Raw genomic sequence first — 16696 nt, 5'->3', positions numbered from 1 at the left:
CAGGAGTGAAACCCTGACGTTCTGTACGTGAAATCCAAAGTGCGTACATACATTTTGAAAGGAGGAGCAAGATGGAATACTCGATCATCCAGATCGCTCTGGTCTTCGTCGTCACGTTCATCGCGGCAATCGACCAGTTTGACTTCCTCGAGTCTCTCTATCAGCCCATCGTCACCGGCGCCGTCATCGGTCTTATCCTTGGCGACCTTAACACCGGTCTTCTCGTGGGTGGTACCTATCAGCTCATGACGATCGGCAACATGCCGATCGGAGGCGCTCAGCCGCCTAACGCCGTCATCGGCGGCATCATGGCAGCCATTCTCGCTATCGCCACGGGCCTCGAGCCCAACGCGGCAGTCGGCCTCGCCATTCCGTTCGCTCTGCTTGGCCAGCTTGGCGTTACCCTGGTCTTCACGCTTATGTCCCCGCTTATGTCCACGGCCGATAACATGGCTCACAACGCGGACACCAAGGGCATCGAGCGCCTGAACTACTTCGCCATGGCTCTGCTCGGCCTGATCTTCGCTGTCGTCGTCACCCTGTTCTTCATCGCTGGCGCTACCATCGGTCAGACCATCGCTTCTGCCATCCCGACTTGGCTGCAGACCGGTCTCTCCGCTGCAGGCGGCATGATGCGCTTCGTCGGCTTCGCCGTCCTGCTCAAGGTTATGATGAACCGCGATATGTGGGGCTTCTTCCTCATGGGCTTTGGCCTCGCGCTCATCACCGTTGCCAACGATTCGCTGGCAACCCCTGCTCTGCTCATCCTCGCTCTCATCGGCTTCGGCATCGCTTTCTGGGACTTCCAGCAGCAGACCGAGCTGAAGGGTGCAGCTGTTTCTGACGGAGGTGACTTCGAAGATGGCATCTAATGAGTATGTGATCCCGGAGCACTACGAGGATCTCACTCCTGCTCCGCAGCTCGACCAGAAGACCCTCAACAAGATGGCTTGGCGCTCCTGCTTCCTGCAGGCATCGTTCAACTACGAGCGCATGCAGGCCGCTGGCTGGCTTTACTCCATCATCCCCGGTCTGGAGAAGATCCACACCAACAAGAACGACCTCGCGGCTTCCATGAGCCACAACCTGGAGTTCTTCAACACCCACCCGTTCCTTGTCACCTTTGTTATGGGCATCGTGCTTTCGCTCGAGCAGAACAAGGTTGACATCCCCACGATCCGCGCCGTCCGCGTCGCCGCAATGGGCCCGCTCGGTGGTATCGGTGACGCCCTGTTCTGGCTGACGCTCGTGCCTATCACGGCCGGCATCACCTCCAACATGGCCATCAACGGCAACGCCGCTGCACCGATCATCTTCCTGGTGATCTTCAACGTCGTCCAGTTCGCTCTGCGCTTCTGGCTCATGAACTGGTCCTACAAGCTTGGCACCAGCGCTATTGACGCTCTGACCGCCAACATGCAGGCCTTCACGCGTGCCGCTTCCATCATGGGCGTCTTCGTCGTCGGTTGCCTGGTCGTCACCATGGGTGGCACCCAGATCAACCTCCAGATCCCCAACGGCACCACCCGTGGTCTCTCCGCTACTACCGTGATCGTCTCCGAGAAGGAGGCCGAGAACTTCACCGGTATGGAGGGCATCGATACCGAGACCGCTGAGGCCGGTACCATCGCCATGACCGATAAGGACGGCAACGCCCTTACCGCTTCCGATGCCGACGGCAACGCTGTCGAGTGCGGCGTCACCGATCTGGGTAACGGCATGGAGTCCGTGACCTACGGCACCGTTACCGAGGATCCGGTCAACTTCTCTGTTGCCGACACCCTCAACACCATCGTCCCGAAGCTCGTCCCGCTTATGCTTACGCTGCTGCTTTACTACATGTTCGCTAAGCACAGCTGGACCCCGACCAAGGGCATTCTCCTGCTCTTCGTCCTTGGCATCCTGGGCGCTGGCCCGCTTGGTCTCTGGCCGAGCATCTGGTAAGGCTCTAGCTTGAGGGGTGTGTCCCTACGCGGCTCACACCCCGACCCCTTAAGCCATGTGTATGTTAAAAGCCGCGTGCTCGAAAGAGCGCGCGGCTTTTGTTTTCTTAATGATTCGGGTGTGGCAGACAGATAATGCATAACACCCTAGGTAGTTAGCCGAATTCGAGCAAAAGGGAGGATAGGATGGCGATCGGAGCGCGTAAGCAACCGCTGTACGATCAGCTGGTCGATATTCTGACCGAAAAGATTGACCATGAATATCGCGCCGGTGACATGATTCCTTCCGAGCGCGAACTTTCGGAGCGCTATGGTCTCTCGCGCACTACGGTACGCCTGGCTCTGCAGGAACTGGAGCGTTTAGGACTGGTGGTTCGGCAGCACGGTCGCGGTACCTTTGTGACCGACCGTTCGGCAAAAGCAACCAATCTTATGCAGTCCTACAGCTTTACCGAGCAGATGCGCGCGATGGGTCGAGAACCCGAGACCACGATTCTCGAGTTTTGCGAGATGGAGGCCGATAAGAATCTGGCCGAGCATATGGGATTGCGCATCGGTGATCGCATTTTTAAGCTCAAGCGTCTTCGCTCTGCCGACAACATGCCCATGATGGTCGAACGCAGCTATCTACCGGTTCGTCAATTTCTGTCCCTAAAGCGACCGCTGCTGGAGCGTAAGCCGCTTTACGATGTGATTGAGCAGGACTTTCAGCAAAAGATTCGCGTGGCCGAAGAGGAGTTCTATGCGAGCATAGCCCGTCCCACCGATGCCCACCTTTTGGGAATTGTCGAGGGCTCGCCTGTGCTCGATTTGGTCAGGACTACGTATAACGAGTCAAACGAGGTAGTGGAGTACACACTTTCGGTTGCTCGTGCCGATCAGTTTAAATACAAGGTTTACCACCAGCGCAGTAACTAGTGCTCGCATCGTTTCCATATGGTGATTCTTTGCATTTAACTGGTTACTACCAGATAACCAACCGAAGTGTATAATTGCACGTCAGAGGATTACTTCTAGAGAGAGGTATTAGAAATGTTCGAGAAGAGTGTCGAGGAGCTCACCGAGCTCGGCGCCCAGATCACCACGGCCGAGATTGCTCAGCAGCCCGAGCTTTGGCGTGATACGCTCAACATCTATCGCGAGAACAAGGAGGCCATCGAGGCCTTCCTGGCCGAGGCTCGCGCTATGGGCGAGGGTCGTCTGTCCGTTGTCTTCACCGGTGCCGGTACGTCCGACTACGTTGGCGATACCTGCGCCCCGTACCTGCGTCACGCTGGCAACACTGATCTCTACGACTTTAAGCCCATCGCCACGACCGACATCGTGAGCGCCCCGCGCGACTTCCTGCGCGCCGAGGATCCCACGCTCGTGGTTTCCTTTGCCCGCTCTGGCAACAGCCCCGAGAGCCTTGCCGCCGTTGCCGTTGCCAAGGAGCTCGTCCACAACGTCAAGTTCCTCAACATCACCTGCGCTCCCGAGGGCAAGCTTGCCGTCGAGTCTGCCGATGATCCCAATGCGCTGACGCTGCTCATTCCGCGCGCCAACGACAAGGGCTTCGCCATGACCGGTTCTTATTCCTGCATGACCCTGCTCTCCACCCTTATTTTCGACACTGCCTCTGACGAGCAGAAGGCCGAGTGGGTCGAGACGATTGCCAAGATGGGCGAGGAGGTCATCTCCCGTGAGCCCGAGATCGCCGATTACCTGGCTGGCGATTTCAACCGCGTGACCTACTTGGGTTCTGGCTCCTTCGGTGGCCTTGCTCAGGAGAGCCAGCTCAAGATCCTCGAGCTCGCTCACGGTCTGGTCGCTACTTCCTACGACACCTCCATGGGCTATCGTCACGGACCTAAGTCCTTCGTCGACGATAAGACGCTCGTCTTCGTGTTCGTCAACAACGACGCCTACACCCGTCAGTACGACATCGACATCCTCAACGAGATCGGTGGCGACGAGATCGCTCAGCACACCATCGCCGTTCAGCAGGAAGGTGCCACCGTCTATGAGGGTGAGTCCTTCACCTTTAAGGGCTACGAGGCACTTCCCGAGGGTTACCTTGCTCTGCCGTTCGTGATGTTTGCCCAGGCTATCAGCCTGCTCAACTCCGTCCGCGTGGGCAACACGCCCGATACGCCGAGCCCCACCGGCACGGTCAACCGCGTGGTTAAGGGCGTGACGATTCACCCCTTCACCGCTTAATCGCGTCCCCCTGTAAGGGCGCCCGTCCGCTCATAACGGCGGGCGGGCGCTTTTTGTTTTACGTGAGCTGGGTATAAGCATTACCACAGTCAACTGCTTTAGAAGCGAGGAGTGCATATGAGCACGTACGCAATTAAGGCTGACAAGTTCTTCTTGCCGGCAGGCCCGCAACTGGGCGGCTATCTTATGGTCGAGGATGGCGTTTTTGGCGCCTGGCAGGCCGACGAGCCCTCTTGCGAGATTAAGGACTACACGGGATCGTGGATCGCACCGGGTATGGTCGATACTCACATCCATGGCTTCTACAACCACTCAACTACCGATAACGATCCCGAGGGCATCGATATCAGCTCAACCGAGCTCGCCCGTCGCGGTACCACCAGCTGGCTGCCCACGACGTTCACCGATGGCGTCGAACAGATCAAGGACGCCTGCGCTGCTATCGCCAAGGCGGACGAGGGCCGCGGCCCCGACTTCTGCGGTGCCCGCATTCAGGGCATCTACCTGGAGGGCCCCTTCTTTACCATGAAGCACGTGGGCGCGCAGAACCCCGCTTACCTGATTGACCCCTCCGAGGAGGTTTTCGACCAGTGGCAGGAGGCTGCGGGCGGTCGCATCGTTAAGAGCGCCATGGCCGCCGAGCGCGACGGTGCCGCTGCTTATGCGGCTGCTCTGAACGCCAAGGGCGTGGTGACCAGCATCGGTCACTCCGACGCCACCTACGATGAGTGCATCGCCGCTATCAATGCCGGTGCCAGCTGCTTTACGCATACCTATAACGGCCAGCGCGGTCTGCATCACCGTGAGCCCGGTGTCGTGGGTGCTGCCATGTCCACGCCCGAGACCTACGCCGAGATCATCTGTGACGGCAAGCACGTAAACCCTGCCGCCATCAAGGCACTGCTGCAGGCAAAGGGCTGGCAGCACACGGTGCTCATCACCGACTGCCTGGGCTGCGGCGGCATGCCCGAGGGCAGCTACACCAGTGGTGGCATGGACGTCATCATGAAGGACAACCTGTGCTGGCTCGCCGACGGCAAAAGCATTGCCGGCTCGGTGCTCACGCTTGCCCAGGGCGTCAAGAACATTGTCGATTGGGGCATCGCCAGCGCTGATATCGCCATTCGCATGGCAACCGAGGTGCCGGCTCGCTCTGCGCACATCGAGGATAAGTGCGGCAGCATCATGCCGGGTCGCGACGCCGACTTTGTCGTGTTCGACCATGAGCTCACCCTCGTCGAGACGTATGTTGGCGGCCAGAGCGTCGGCAACGCCTTTACCGATTAACGATAGAAAAAGACGGCGGGCCCGAATCTGCTCGGACCCGCCGTATGGGTTAAACGCTCAAAAGCACCTTAACAGTTACAGCTTGTTAACGATCTTCTTTGCCGTGCGCTTGACGCCGGCCACAAGACCCCCCGCGGGATGCTCCTTTTCGTATGCTAGACGCTTCTCGCGCTTGGCGTACTCTTCGACGATGATGTCGCCATACTCGTCTTCGATCTTGTCGAAGAAGTCGACGGCGCCCTTAATTTCCTCAGCGGTCGGGTGTCCCTTCTGGACGCCGCCGGTGAGTTTGAACGGCCCCCACGTATCAAAGCCGGGACAGCCGTAGACGCCCATAAAGATGGCCTGCCTCATGCGGCAGATGCCATCGATATCCTTGCCGTACCACTTGTTTTTGCCACCGTAGGTCATAAGGCCAAACACCTTGTCCTGCGGCTGCAGCACGTTCGTGAGCACGCGTGCCATGTCCTTGTCGATCTCGGAGTAATAGATGCCCGTGGCGACACCGATCAGATGGTATTCGTGCAGGTCGGGGTACTCGTTTTTACCGAGTGACTTCACGTCGAGGGTATCGATCTCGGGGTGCGCCTCGACGATGGCGTCCACGAGCTTTTTCGTATTGCCGTGGTGGTGTGAGGCATAAAGGATGATGGTTCGCATAAGAAGGCCTTTCAGCTGTAATTGCATCAATGTCTGTATGGTACCCCGTTGCATGGCTGGGAAACCGGACGCATCGATGAACGTGCGGGTTTGTCCTTTGGTCAGGGCCGAGACGGGTTCTTGCGAGCAAAAAGCAGTTGTTCGAAAGGATGGACAATGGAATACGCTCTCTCCAACGATTCGATTTCTATCAAGGTCTCCACGGCCGGTGGTTCGTTTACCTCGATTGAGGCTGGAGGTCGCGAGTACTTGTGGCAGGGCGATCCCGCCGTGTGGTCCGGCCAGGCACCGATTTGCTTCCCGATTTGCGGAGGTTTGCGCGATAACAGCGCCATGACGTTTGCCGGACATCATGTGAAGCTCGCCCGCCATGGGTTTGCGCGCAAACAGGAGTGGAAGCTGCTGAGCCAGAGCGAGAACGAGCTGGCGATGTGCCTGGCTTCGGAGGATAACGCCGCGCTGCTGAGCGATTATCCGTATCCGTTTAAGCTTGTCGCCCGCTATACGCTCGAGGACGCCGCCGTGCGCGTCTCCTATGAGGTTACCAACGAGGGCACCGAGGACATGCCTTTCTTTATCGGTGGACACCCCGGCTTTAGGTGCCCGCTCGATGAGGGCGAGGCCTATACGGACTACGAGTTGCGTTTTGAGAAAGACGAGGCTGCTGAGCTTTGCGCTGCCGTCCCCTCGACTGGCTTGATTGACGTGACCAACCGCTCCAAGAACCCCATGGTGGGAAAGACGCTGCCTCTGTCACATGAGCTCTTCGATTTTGCGGAGACCATCTTTGACGTGCTCGAGAGCCGTCAGGTCACGCTTTCCAAAAAGGGCGAGGACAAGGGTGTTCGCCTGAGCTTTGAGGGCTTCCCGTACCTCATTGTGTGGAGCAAGCCCGAGGGTGATTTTGTGGCAGTTGAGCCCTGGGGCGGTCTTTCGACCTGCTCCGATGAGGACGACGTGCTTGAGCACAAGCGCGGCTGCCTTATCGCCAAGCCCAAAGAAACCATCGTGCGCTCGTTCACAATCGAGATTCTGTAGTCGCATGTAGCCAATTCGTTTTGCAAGGCATAAGGAGCCTGCGAGATAAGGAGCTAGAAATGATCCTCACCGTTACGATGAACCCGTCCGTCGATACGCGCTATCAGCTCGATGAGCTCATTATCGACGACGTCAACCGCGTGACGCCCGAAAAGACCGCCGGCGGTAAGGGCCTCAACGTGGCCCGCGTCCTGGGCCAGCTGGGCGACGATGTCGTGGCAACCGGCTTGCTTGGTGGTCATATGGGCGCCTATATGGCCGAGCTCATGGATGCTAACGGCATTAAGAATGATTTTGTGCCCATCAAGGGCGAGACTCGCATTTGTCTCAACATCCTCCACGCCGGCAACCAGACCGAGCTGCTCGAGAGCGGCCCGACGATTGCCCCCGAGGAGCTCGATGCCTTTACCGCCAAGTTCGCCGAGCTTGCGAGCAAGGCCGATGTCGTTACCATCTCGGGTTCGCTGCCCCGCGGCGTCGAGGCGGACTACTACGCTAAGATCACGGGCATTGCAGAGAACGCCGGCGCCAAGGTGCTGCTCGATACCTCGGGCGCCTCGCTCGAGGCTGCGCTCAAGTCCGAGGTCAAGCCTGAGCTGGTTAAGCCTAACCTGACCGAAATTAACGGCCTTCTGGGCACGAGCTTTACCACCGACGATGTGGACGAGCTCCGTTCCGCGCTCGCCTCTGACGCCCGCTTCTCCGATATCCCCTGGGTCGTCGTATCTATGGGCGCTGCCGGCTCCGTTGGTTTCCATAACGGCCGTGCGTTCCGCGCCAAGACCCCCGATATCCCCGCCGTTAACGCTACGGGCTCTGGCGATTCGACCATTGCCGGCTTCGCACATGCGATTGCTGCCGGAGCCGACGACGAGACGGTGCTGCGTACCGCCAACACCTGCGGCAAACTCAATGCCATGGATCCCATGACTGGCCACTTGGTTATGGATCGTTGGGACGAGGTTTACAACGGCGTTGTCGTGACCGAGCTGTAGGAGCTTGTGCTGCGGCCCCGGCATCGGTTGCCAGCTCATGTCGACGACAAGTGCAGTAGCATTATGCCGGGGCGCGACGCCGACACTGTCGTGTTCAATCCCGACCTTACCCTGGTCGAGACGCATGTGGGTGGCAACAGCGTCGGTAATGCGTTTGCCGAGTAGCCGCCAAAGAAACGATCCGAGAGGGGATTTAGATGATTTACGGTGCATTGGGCGATATCGAGGAGTACCGTGGAATGCTCAAGGGCCTCGACGTGCTGATCGACTGGCTCGAGGAGAACGATCCGGCGAAGCTCGAGGTCGGCAGCCATCCGATTCTGGGCGACAAGGTCTTTGCGAACGTCATGGCTCCCACGACGCGTCCCGAAGCCGAGGCTCACTATGAGACGCATCAGCGCTATCACGACCTGCAGATCGATGTCGAGGGTCGCGAGGCCTTTAAGGTTGCCACGGGCAGCCTGACGCTGGTTCAGGAGTTTGACGAGAAGGACGACTACGATCTGGTCGATTCCGACGCCTCGATCGCCGGCGATCTTGCTGACGACAAGTTTGCGCTGTTTGTTGCCGGCGAGCCTCACATGCCCACGCTCGAGTTCCAGGGCGATGGCGCGCAGCCGGTCAAGAAGATTTGCTTTAAGCTGCTTGCAGATGCTTACTGGGAGGAGTAGCGCGCTGCTCGGCTGAGCTGTTCGTGTTGCGAGCGTTATCCCTTGGGGGAGCTCGCTTGGGCCCCGCTGAACGCGGTTCCTTTGGGGATTGCGGTTGGCGGGGCTTTTGTTGAGTAGGAGAGTTTCCGGCGGCGTTGTGCTTGGATTGGCGGAAGCGCGCCCGAAATCAGCAACAAAAAAGCCGCCCGAAGGCGGCTATCTTGTGCAATGGAGCCAGCGACCGGGCTCGAACCGGTGACCCCCGCTTTACGAGTACGTGAATTCGGCATTTGACGAGATGAGGCCAATTTCACTGAATTAAAAGGAAGCGCAGGTAGAAATAGGTAATTAACAATTATTGAGCTAGCTATTAGAATCATATTTCCCACTATTTTCACACTTAGAGAGACTTGAAAGTGTGAAAAGTTTCGATTAGGCTTGCTGGCAAAGCTTTAAAGGCTTTGCCAGCAAGCCTAATCGAAAATCTAACGAGGGATATGATTGCAGGGATTGATAAAAAAGACCGCTCGCGGCACATCGGAATGCATCGATAAGAGCAAAGGCGTCTATCGGATTTATTTTTCCCTGGGAAAAGATCCGGAGACAGGACGGTACCGCCGTAGTCCGTCACGCAGGGTTCACTGCAGAAGCAAGAACCCGAAAAACTGGCCGAGTGAAGTCGCCAAGGCGCTGGAGGCCTATAGAGCTGAACTTGAGGGCGCTTCCAACCGTGGCAATGGTCCTCTGGGCCTATCAGATTATGCGGACAGGTTTCACGCGAACAGGGAGTCGACCATGGGATCACCTCTTGCTTATGAGCGTGAAGGTTTGGACATTCGTCACATACGCGAGCTGTTCGGCAATCCCGATCTCACTCGGCTTAAATCGGATGACGTTCGCACTGCTTATGCCAAGGCTAGAAAAGAAGGCCGATTCAGCGAAAGTGAAATTCGCCGCATCCACATCAAGCTCAAACAGGTAATGGAGGATGCCGTCGATAACGACCTCGTGGGCAAAAACCCTTGTAGGGGAGTGAAACTGCCCAAGCAGAATGTCGAGGCTCGTAAGGCGCTGAGCGCCGATGAGGCGGCAAGGCTTCTTGCGGTCCTTTTGGAGGAGAAGCCATCTTCCTTTATCACATGCACAATGCTTCTACTTCTCTGCGGTTTGAGGAAGGGGGAGGCCCTTGGTCTCTCATGGGAGGATTATGACCCCGACGCCAAGACTCTGAGGATAGTAAAGCAATATACGAACGACAGGACATTGAGGCCGCCTAAATCAAAGATGAGCAGGCGTAAGATTTCGGTTGGAAATGAACTTGCCGACTATCTGGACAGGTGGAAAGCCATTCAGCGGAGTGAGTTCGATTCCTTTGCAGTGGGGCAGACTGGAGAAACGCCCATTGTCCATTCCATTGGGATCGTTGACGCCGCCAACGGCAAACGGGCTCTTGTGACCCGGATGGATGGACATAACTATTCAAGGGCGTTTAGGCTGTTTGCGGCGAAAAACGGCTTCGGTACTTTTAAGGAGAGCAGGGAAGTCATTGGGAGTGACGGCGTCAAACGTACCCGCTATACGGGTTATAGCGGGCTGAAGCCTCATGAGCTTAGACATACGCAAGCGACTTTGCTCGTTGGTGCCAATGCGGACATTAAGACGATCCAGGCGCGTTTGGGCCATGCTAGCCCATCGACGACGCTGTCTATCTATAGCCACTTTATCGAGGCAAATGACCAGAAGGCAGCATCAGTGCTGGATGATCTGCTGAAGGGCTAAAAAGGGCTAAAAAAGAGGCCCCTTTGGGGCCTCTTTTTTAAGCGACATTGTTTCGGTAGATCATTGCGCCATATGGCGGCTCCAGCTCCATAGACTGATAGTAGCTGGCATCTAGAAGGTTGAAATAACAAATGATGGGGGCGGCTAGGTGCTCGTCCATATTTAGGTAATGTCCCTCATCATCTGTGACCAGTTTGACCTCGTCGCGCATCACGTCGGTCATGCGGGGCCAGAGTTTGGTTGCGCGCTGCAATTTGTCCTTTTGACTGTACTCTCCGTTATGGAAGAAGGCAAAATGAGGCGCATCGTATTTTGCGCCGCCGCGAATTTCGATAATTCCGACCTGGCTGCAAGACTTCGCGCATTCCTCTGTTTCCAATAAAGTCCAAGAGGAGGGGAGGACAGCGTAATCGCCGCCGAGGAGATCGACCCGTCTCATTCCCTGGGGCCTCTCCTCTTTCTCGCAATATAAAGAGAAATGGTCGTGGAGCCTCTGGAATTGCTCTCGATAAAGTTCCAATTGACTAAAACTCATTTCTTCTGATCCGTCAACGGGAAGGGCCTTCATTTCATTGGTGATTTGCCGAGCTTCCCTGAGGCACGCCTCATCGAGGGCCCTGGCGACCCTCGGCTGCAACCCCGTGAGCAGGTTGCATAGATAGTCGATAGCCTCGCCGGTGCTTCTGACTGATTCGGGGTTCTTGAGGCGTAGCTCTTCGATTTTCTCCGGGGTCGTCGCCTGAACAGTTGTTCCGAACTTAATTTTCCGCATCTTACTTCCGGATAATGGTAAACGTCCCATAACCACTCCAATCATCGTTGTATATATATTAAATCAGTCAGACAATAAAGTCTATACAGTCAGAAAGTGAATTAGAAATTAGAACTGTAACTAGATATGATTGTGCAACAGACAGTGTTACAATATAAACAGTAAGCGCCTGACCAGCTTGTTTGAAAGGAGTTATTTTATTTTCGGTCATTGATTAAAAAGCCGCCCGCCCTTCCCTATCTAAGTTTGGCGACGAAGGGGGAGGGGCGAGCTAGCCTGAAAGGATTCTACCATGATTGTAGAGCCTGAACCGTACGCTGCCGTACAAGCATCAACTGCGGTTTCTTCTGATTCCAACTTGGGCCACGAGCGCCTTCTTGGCATCGCTGAAGTGTGCAAGATAACCGGCTTGAGTCCGGTTACGGCCTCGAAGATGATGAAGGAGAGCGGGCGCGCGATTGCGTTGCACCGCCGCATTTACATCCTTGAATCGAGCTTCTTTGCATACCTCCATGAATTGGAGGCGAGCGAACCGTGCCGGCTTTAAATCCCATGAGCGTCGGCCTCGACGAGACCGCCTTGCGTATCTTAAAGAATAGGCCGCTTGGGCATATCGAACACGGTGCGCTGGATACTATCCTCGGAGGTCTTCGTCAATACCTGTGCATCGTCCCCGGCGGACCCGGTACGGGTAAAACAACGTTTATGCAGCAAATCGCCGACGGATGGGCCATTGCTGGCCATCCGGTGGTCATCTTTGAGGGCGAGCTCGGGCGAGACAGCATGCTCGCGAAGAGCCTCACCCGCATCTCGGGCGGCGAGCTCACGCACGATGATATGAACGGCGATGGCATGTCTGAGGACAAACGCGGGCTCTTCGAGAAGGTTCTCGACATTTACGCCCGCAGCATCGCCGAGCGAATGTATATCATTCCTGGTGAAATTAAATATGCCGGGATGCGAAAGGCAATCGAAGAGGTTGCCGATAAACATGGCGAACCGCCACTGGTTATTGTTGATTACGCGCAAATCGTCTCTTTGCCGCAGGAACTGCGCATTGCCGACGAGCGTATCGGTCTCAAGCTCGTCGCTTCCGAGCTCCGCCGAATCGTGGATGAGGCCCATTGTCCGCTCTTCGCTATCTCATCAATTAACCGCGTTAATTACGACAAGCAGACCACCGGGCTTCAGGCGATAGGCGGGTGCAACATGTTCGAGTATTCGGCAGATCTCGTTATGTCGCTTTCTATTAAGGGCGATAAGCCCGAAGAGCGTAATGCCAATATGTTGCTTAAAAAACGGCCCGTCATTGCTTCAATCACAAAGAACCGTTACGGTTCCTGCGGTATTGTCGAGTTTGAGTTCAACGCACCAGCAGCGATGTTTACCGAAATCGGCTAATTATGGAGCCCGGACCCTACATTGGTGGATACCGGGCTCCCAATCCATGCTTGTCGTCCGATGAGCTCGCGCGCGCCGAGAACAGGGATCTTCCTCTGCTCTCGGCCGATGAGCTCATTTGGGAATGGAAGCGCCTGCTCGATGCTCTCGATATCTATAGAGAACAATGGCGACCATACCGTATATATCTCGGCAGCTTGCCGGGAGTCCCCTTCGATGTCTGGGCGAGGGTGAGGATTGGGCGCATCGGTCAGATGCTCCAAACAATTTCAACTTAATAAAAGGGGCGGGGCCGATGCGTCGGCCCCGCTCGGATTGGATGGTTATGACTTCCATGAATACGCATATCAACGTACGGATGAGTGAGTCGCAGCGTAAGGCTATCGAGGAGAAGGCGGCGGCCATGAACATGCCGGCGTCCTCCTTCATGCGCGATGCCGCCCTGCTCTGCGGCGAGAAGCCGGTCAGGGTCGCCGACGCGGGGGAACTTGCCGGTATCAGGACTGAGTTGAAGAAGATCGGCACGAACCTCAACCAGGCGGTCCGCGCCCTCAACACCTACGGGTCCGATCCGGTCGTCCTCAATAATCTCAACCGGGCGACATCAATCGTCTCGACGGCGGTGGGCTGGGTCAACGACCTACTCGCCCGTGCGAGAGAGTAGGTGGTTCTCGTGAAGGAGAAGGTGGTCATGGCGCTGGTTTTCGCAGCGCTGCTTACCGCGGGGTTTGCGCCACTTATCGCCATTCCCCTCGATTGCATGATCCTCGGATTTCCAATCGAGCTGAGCTCGATCGGATTCACCCTGAGCGTGGATAACACCATTTGGTGGTGGATTAACGTGGGGCCTCATTGCGTCCCTGGCTGTCTCGCCTCGTTCGCGCTGTTCCTGTCGGTATTCGTGCTCATGCAGCTATCGGCTTCCTCGAAGGAGCGAGCCGCCGACGGAGGTGTACTTGGGGAGGCGCGGGTGAAAACGGGGCCGGAGACCATCCGGGGCTCGGAGATTTGGGACGGGCACGGACAGCCGAAAAGCAGAGGATTCGTGTACGGGTTTGAGAAGACGCTGTTCGGCTCCAAGTATCTGTTCGAACCGAGGCGGCACATGTTCCTCGACGGCTCAACGGGTGCCGGAAAATCAAGATCGCTGCTGATCCCGACAATTGATCTGCTGACGTATGGGGCGGATGACGGGGAATCGAGGCCGCAGACCATTATCGTGTCCGATGTGAAGAGTGAGCTCATCGAGTTGACGGGCGACGAGCTGGAGCGTCGCGGGTACCGGGTGCTTCTGCTGGACGCCCAGCATCCCGAGAAGAGCGACACGTTCAATCCACTGGAAATGGTCGATAGGCTCGCGAACGGGGGGAATCTGCCGGGGGCTGAGCAGGCCGCGGATGCCGTCGCCCGTACGCTCATCGCCGGGGAGGGCGATGCGAAGGCGAGCCACTGGACGGAATCCGCGCGGTCGCTGCTCGCCGCGACGATCCTTCTGGTCGTGCTGGACGAGGACTGCCCGCGGGGCTGCAAGCACCTCGCGACGGTCTACCACATCATGTGCCTGGGGACGGAGGGGGCCGGCGAGGATCCGTGTGAGCCGCTGAAGGGCCTGTTCCGTTCCCTGCCGCAGGGGCATCCGGCCCGCTCGCGTGCCTCACAGTTCATCTCGAGCGGCGGCAACGAGCTGAGGAGCATCGTTTCCACGCTAAAGGTCAACCTGAGGATCTACGCTTCGGCGCCGATTGCGCGAATGGTCTCGGGCGATGATATCGATCCGAGTAGAATCCTGAGCGAGAAGACCGCGCTGTTCCTCCACGTGATGGACGAGGGCTCCCCCTACAACGCGATCGCGGCGGTCCTGTTCGAGCAGCTCTACGCTGCCGTGTATTCCATCGCGGACGCAGCTGGTGGAAAGCTGCCGCGGCCGGTGTCCATCCTCGGCGACGAATGGGGGAACCTGCCGAAGGTCGAGTGCCTGCCTAGCCTTCTCAGCCTTGGGCGCTCGTACGACCTGTTCTGGATGGGCGCAGTCCAGAACATCTCTCAGCTGAACAAGTACGGCGAGCGCGACGGACGGAAGAAGATCCTGGCAAACTGCGGCGTCAAGGTCGCCATGAAACTGGGCGAGGCCGAGGACCGCCAGTATTTCACCGAGCTAGTCGGGAAGACGACGCGGCACACCATGGGAACCAGCTCGAGCAGGGGGCCTTCGGGCGGTACGGGGTCGACATCCTACAGCGAGCACGCCGACGACCTGATTCATCCTTGGGAGTGGACGGAGATGTCCCCCGACAAGGACGGCGTCATCGTGGTGAAGACCGCGGAGAACGGCGTGGGCAGGGAACATGCGGGGTGCTTCCGGGCCCCTGTCTGCGATTGCACGCGGATGCCGACGAAGGAGCACTTCGATCTGGGGACGCGCGAGCACGAGGCGGCCAAGAGGATGGAATACCAGGCCAGGCTGATATCAAGGCAAATGGGTCGTGAGGACGGCGTCGATCTCTGGACTCCCGAATTCGAGGAAGAGGCCGCGGAGCCGCCTGTTGCCGACGGATGGTCCGGCCTCTTCGTCGACTGACGGCGGTTTTTGAAGGGAGTTGGAAAATGACCGCAATCAAGCAGGCGAGCGTCATGAGCGGGGAGCACCTCCAAAACCTCAAGCGGTATTTCGATTGGGACAGGGAGAAAGTCCTGGACCACGATACCCAGCACATCATCGATGAGGATCGATGGTTCGAGGAAATGGACGCCACCCGGGAGGCGGCCGGGCACAACCGGCCCGGGAAGCAGGGCGCAAGGTGCACGTACATGCAGCATCAGGTGATCGGCTTCAACCCGGACGAGTGCTCCTGCAACGGCGGGCCGATGACGCCCTCGCGTTGCATGGAGTACGCGAGGGACTACATCGCCAAGCGCTATCCCAACCAGGAGATCGTGATTGTGCTGCATGAGGAGAGGTGCAGGTCGGATGGATCGGCCCGATTCGCCGCTCACCTCGCCATCAATAGGACGGACCTCGAGACTGGGCGGCGTCTGAACGACGGGCCGGCGAGGGCGGCGGCGAAATCCCGCGTGAGAACGGTGAAGGAGCTCGATACGAAGTACGGCCTGAGCCAGCTCGAAAGGGGCCTCTCGAACTCGAAGGTGCACGCGCGCCAGCCCGGTCGCGAGGAGCGCGAGATGGCAAAGAAGGGGAGATCCGACAAATCCGAGAACGCAAGGGTCCGAGCGATTGTCGCCCAGAGGGCAGAGGAGGTCGGGAGGCTCAAGAGCTGCCCCGACCGCTTCGGAGAGTTTGCAAGGCGGTTGGAATCGGATGGGATCGAGATCGCCCGATCCAAGCGGGGGGCGCTGCAATACCGCTATCACTCGGAGTCCCTCGGCAAGACGAGGAAGATCAACGGCGCGAGGCTCGGCTACGCCGTCAACCGCTCGACCGGGCGGATTATGAGGTTCACGGCAAGGGGAATCGACCTTGCCATACGGGCCGCGTGGGAGCTGGCTCGCGAGGGTGTGGATGACGAAAGAGGCCGGGACTGACTTTCATATCTGAGGTCCGTGCAACAGCCGGTAAGCCTGTTGCACGGTTCTGCGGGAGCGACTTTGGAGCGGTTCGCACATCCCGGCTTCGGCCGGGCAAGATATTCCGTTGCACGGAATACATATCTTGCATGCCCCGAGAAGCGTAGGCCGAATCGACCGGAGTGCAACGGGACAGGTGAGCGGAGGCGCAGTGATGGCGACCCAGGGGAGCCATCGAACGGAGCCGGAGCGAGAGCCGGCGGGGCGATCGCGAGTTGAAGCCGAGTGATTGTCCCGCCGTTCACGGCCCGCCGGCGGCGGCCCGGGGTTCCAAGGGGACTCGTCCCTTTGGCGCGAAGGGGTCCGGGGATGGCGCGAGACATCCCCGTGAAACGCCGCGACGGGCACGCCCCTGTTAGCGTCAATCTAATTTTCACCAGTTTCACTAAT

Annotated in this window: 16 protein-coding genes; 14 read left to right on the top strand and 2 right to left on the bottom strand. The window is 57.8% G+C overall.

Annotation, left to right across the window (positions count from 1 at the left end):
• Positions 1–71 precede the first annotated feature (71 nt).
• The 5 genes from LCQ44_RS01930 (at position 72) to nagA (ending at position 5429) form a co-directional block, all read left to right on the top strand.
• Positions 72–872: a PTS mannose/fructose/sorbose/N-acetylgalactosamine transporter subunit IIC gene (locus tag LCQ44_RS01930; RefSeq protein ID WP_022094610.1), complete on the top strand. Its 801-nt coding sequence runs from the start codon at positions 72–74 to the stop codon at positions 870–872.
• The gene (locus LCQ44_RS01925; protein ID WP_055251210.1) at positions 862–1944 is read left to right on the top strand and encodes a PTS system mannose/fructose/sorbose family transporter subunit IID; all 1083 of its coding nucleotides are present in this window, start codon (positions 862–864) and stop codon (positions 1942–1944) included. The genes LCQ44_RS01930 and LCQ44_RS01925 overlap by 11 nt, the downstream gene beginning before the upstream one ends.
• Positions 1945–2129: 185 nt before the next feature.
• Positions 2130–2861, top strand: a complete 732-nt coding sequence (locus LCQ44_RS01920) for a GntR family transcriptional regulator (RefSeq protein ID WP_022094608.1) — start codon at positions 2130–2132, stop codon at positions 2859–2861.
• A gap of 114 nt (positions 2862–2975) precedes the next feature.
• Positions 2976–4142, top strand: a complete 1167-nt coding sequence (locus tag LCQ44_RS01915) for an AgaS family sugar isomerase (protein WP_035137674.1) — start codon at positions 2976–2978, stop codon at positions 4140–4142.
• A 117-nt stretch (positions 4143–4259) separates the two neighbouring features.
• Positions 4260–5429, top strand: coding sequence for an N-acetylglucosamine-6-phosphate deacetylase (gene nagA / locus LCQ44_RS01910; RefSeq protein ID WP_117847910.1), 1170 nt, complete (start codon positions 4260–4262; stop codon positions 5427–5429).
• Positions 5430–5504: 75 nt separating this feature from the next.
• Here nagA and LCQ44_RS01905 read toward each other — a convergent pair whose 3' ends face one another.
• On the bottom strand, positions 5505–6089 hold the full coding sequence (locus tag LCQ44_RS01905) for a flavodoxin domain-containing protein (RefSeq protein WP_225093927.1): 585 nt from the start codon (positions 6087–6089) through the stop codon (positions 5505–5507).
• Between the two features lie 156 nt (positions 6090–6245).
• On the opposite strand from LCQ44_RS01905, the gene LCQ44_RS01900 reads away from it, so the two are divergent.
• The 4 genes from LCQ44_RS01900 to LCQ44_RS01885 all read left to right on the top strand — a co-directional run bounded on the left by LCQ44_RS01900 (position 6246) and on the right by LCQ44_RS01885 (position 10551).
• A complete protein-coding gene (locus tag LCQ44_RS01900; RefSeq protein ID WP_117847913.1) occupies positions 6246–7127 on the top strand; it encodes an aldose 1-epimerase family protein in 882 nt (293 codons plus the stop codon).
• A 59-nt stretch (positions 7128–7186) separates the two neighbouring features.
• Entirely contained in the window at positions 7187–8122 is a 936-nt protein-coding gene (locus LCQ44_RS01895) for a hexose kinase (RefSeq protein ID WP_055251199.1), read from the top strand.
• Positions 8123–8319: 197 nt separating this feature from the next.
• Entirely contained in the window at positions 8320–8793 is a 474-nt protein-coding gene (locus LCQ44_RS01890) for a NanQ anomerase/TabA/YiaL family protein (RefSeq protein WP_117772916.1), read from the top strand.
• Between the two features lie 480 nt (positions 8794–9273).
• Complete coding sequence (locus tag LCQ44_RS01885) at positions 9274–10551, top strand: site-specific integrase (RefSeq protein WP_225093926.1); 1278 nt, start codon at positions 9274–9276, stop codon at positions 10549–10551.
• 37 nt (positions 10552–10588) lie between these two features.
• Here LCQ44_RS01885 and LCQ44_RS01880 read toward each other — a convergent pair whose 3' ends face one another.
• Entirely contained in the window at positions 10589–11323 is a 735-nt protein-coding gene (locus tag LCQ44_RS01880; RefSeq protein WP_225093925.1) for a hypothetical protein, read from the bottom strand.
• A 292-nt stretch (positions 11324–11615) separates the two neighbouring features.
• Between LCQ44_RS01880 and LCQ44_RS01875 the strand changes: the two genes are divergently transcribed.
• The 5 genes from LCQ44_RS01875 (at position 11616) to LCQ44_RS01855 (ending at position 16264) form a co-directional block, all read left to right on the top strand.
• Positions 11616–11870, top strand: coding sequence for a MerR family transcriptional regulator (locus tag LCQ44_RS01875; protein ID WP_225093924.1), 255 nt, complete (start codon positions 11616–11618; stop codon positions 11868–11870).
• The gene (locus LCQ44_RS01870) at positions 11858–12724 is read left to right on the top strand and encodes a DnaB-like helicase C-terminal domain-containing protein (protein WP_225093923.1); all 867 of its coding nucleotides are present in this window, start codon (positions 11858–11860) and stop codon (positions 12722–12724) included. The genes LCQ44_RS01875 and LCQ44_RS01870 overlap by 13 nt, the downstream gene beginning before the upstream one ends.
• A gap of 166 nt (positions 12725–12890) precedes the next feature.
• Positions 12891–13388 carry a plasmid mobilization protein gene (locus LCQ44_RS10075; RefSeq protein WP_422110601.1) on the top strand — a complete coding sequence of 166 codons (498 nt, stop codon included), beginning with the start codon at positions 12891–12893 and terminating at the stop codon, positions 13386–13388.
• A complete protein-coding gene (locus LCQ44_RS01860) occupies positions 13389–15302 on the top strand; it encodes a type IV secretory system conjugative DNA transfer family protein (protein WP_225093921.1) in 1914 nt (637 codons plus the stop codon). It abuts the gene before it with no gap.
• 26 nt (positions 15303–15328) lie between these two features.
• Positions 15329–16264, top strand: a complete 936-nt coding sequence (locus tag LCQ44_RS01855; protein WP_225093920.1) for a relaxase/mobilization nuclease domain-containing protein — start codon at positions 15329–15331, stop codon at positions 16262–16264.
• The last annotated feature ends 432 nt before the right edge of the window (positions 16265–16696 follow it).

Origin of the sequence: Collinsella aerofaciens, from assembly GCF_020181355.1 — a bacterium.
Lineage (GTDB): Bacteria > Actinomycetota > Coriobacteriia > Coriobacteriales > Coriobacteriaceae > Collinsella.
The sequence above is the reverse complement of the archived record's forward strand: the minus strand, read 5'-3'. Positions and strand labels throughout refer to the sequence as shown.

What these genes read in the sequence shown, in the direction of transcription:
- LCQ44_RS01930 (WP_022094610.1), top strand. Translation starts at nt 72, where the DNA reads ATGGAATACTCGATCATCCAGATCGCTCTGGTCTTCGTCGTCACGTTC.
- LCQ44_RS01925 (WP_055251210.1), top strand. Translation starts at nt 862, where the DNA reads ATGGCATCTAATGAGTATGTGATCCCGGAGCACTACGAGGATCTCACT.
- LCQ44_RS01920 (WP_022094608.1), top strand. Translation starts at nt 2,130, where the DNA reads ATGGCGATCGGAGCGCGTAAGCAACCGCTGTACGATCAGCTGGTCGAT.
- LCQ44_RS01915 (WP_035137674.1), top strand. Translation starts at nt 2,976, where the DNA reads ATGTTCGAGAAGAGTGTCGAGGAGCTCACCGAGCTCGGCGCCCAGATC.
- nagA (WP_117847910.1), top strand. Translation starts at nt 4,260, where the DNA reads ATGAGCACGTACGCAATTAAGGCTGACAAGTTCTTCTTGCCGGCAGGC.
- LCQ44_RS01905 (WP_225093927.1), bottom strand. Translation starts at nt 6,089, where the DNA reads ATGCGAACCATCATCCTTTATGCCTCACACCACCACGGCAATACGAAA.
- LCQ44_RS01900 (WP_117847913.1), top strand. Translation starts at nt 6,246, where the DNA reads ATGGAATACGCTCTCTCCAACGATTCGATTTCTATCAAGGTCTCCACG.
- LCQ44_RS01895 (WP_055251199.1), top strand. Translation starts at nt 7,187, where the DNA reads ATGATCCTCACCGTTACGATGAACCCGTCCGTCGATACGCGCTATCAG.
- LCQ44_RS01890 (WP_117772916.1), top strand. Translation starts at nt 8,320, where the DNA reads ATGATTTACGGTGCATTGGGCGATATCGAGGAGTACCGTGGAATGCTC.
- LCQ44_RS01880 (WP_225093925.1), bottom strand. Translation starts at nt 11,323, where the DNA reads ATGCGGAAAATTAAGTTCGGAACAACTGTTCAGGCGACGACCCCGGAG.
- LCQ44_RS01875 (WP_225093924.1), top strand. Translation starts at nt 11,616, where the DNA reads ATGATTGTAGAGCCTGAACCGTACGCTGCCGTACAAGCATCAACTGCG.
- LCQ44_RS10075 (WP_422110601.1), top strand. Translation starts at nt 12,891, where the DNA reads ATGGCGACCATACCGTATATATCTCGGCAGCTTGCCGGGAGTCCCCTT.
- LCQ44_RS01855 (WP_225093920.1), top strand. Translation starts at nt 15,329, where the DNA reads ATGACCGCAATCAAGCAGGCGAGCGTCATGAGCGGGGAGCACCTCCAA.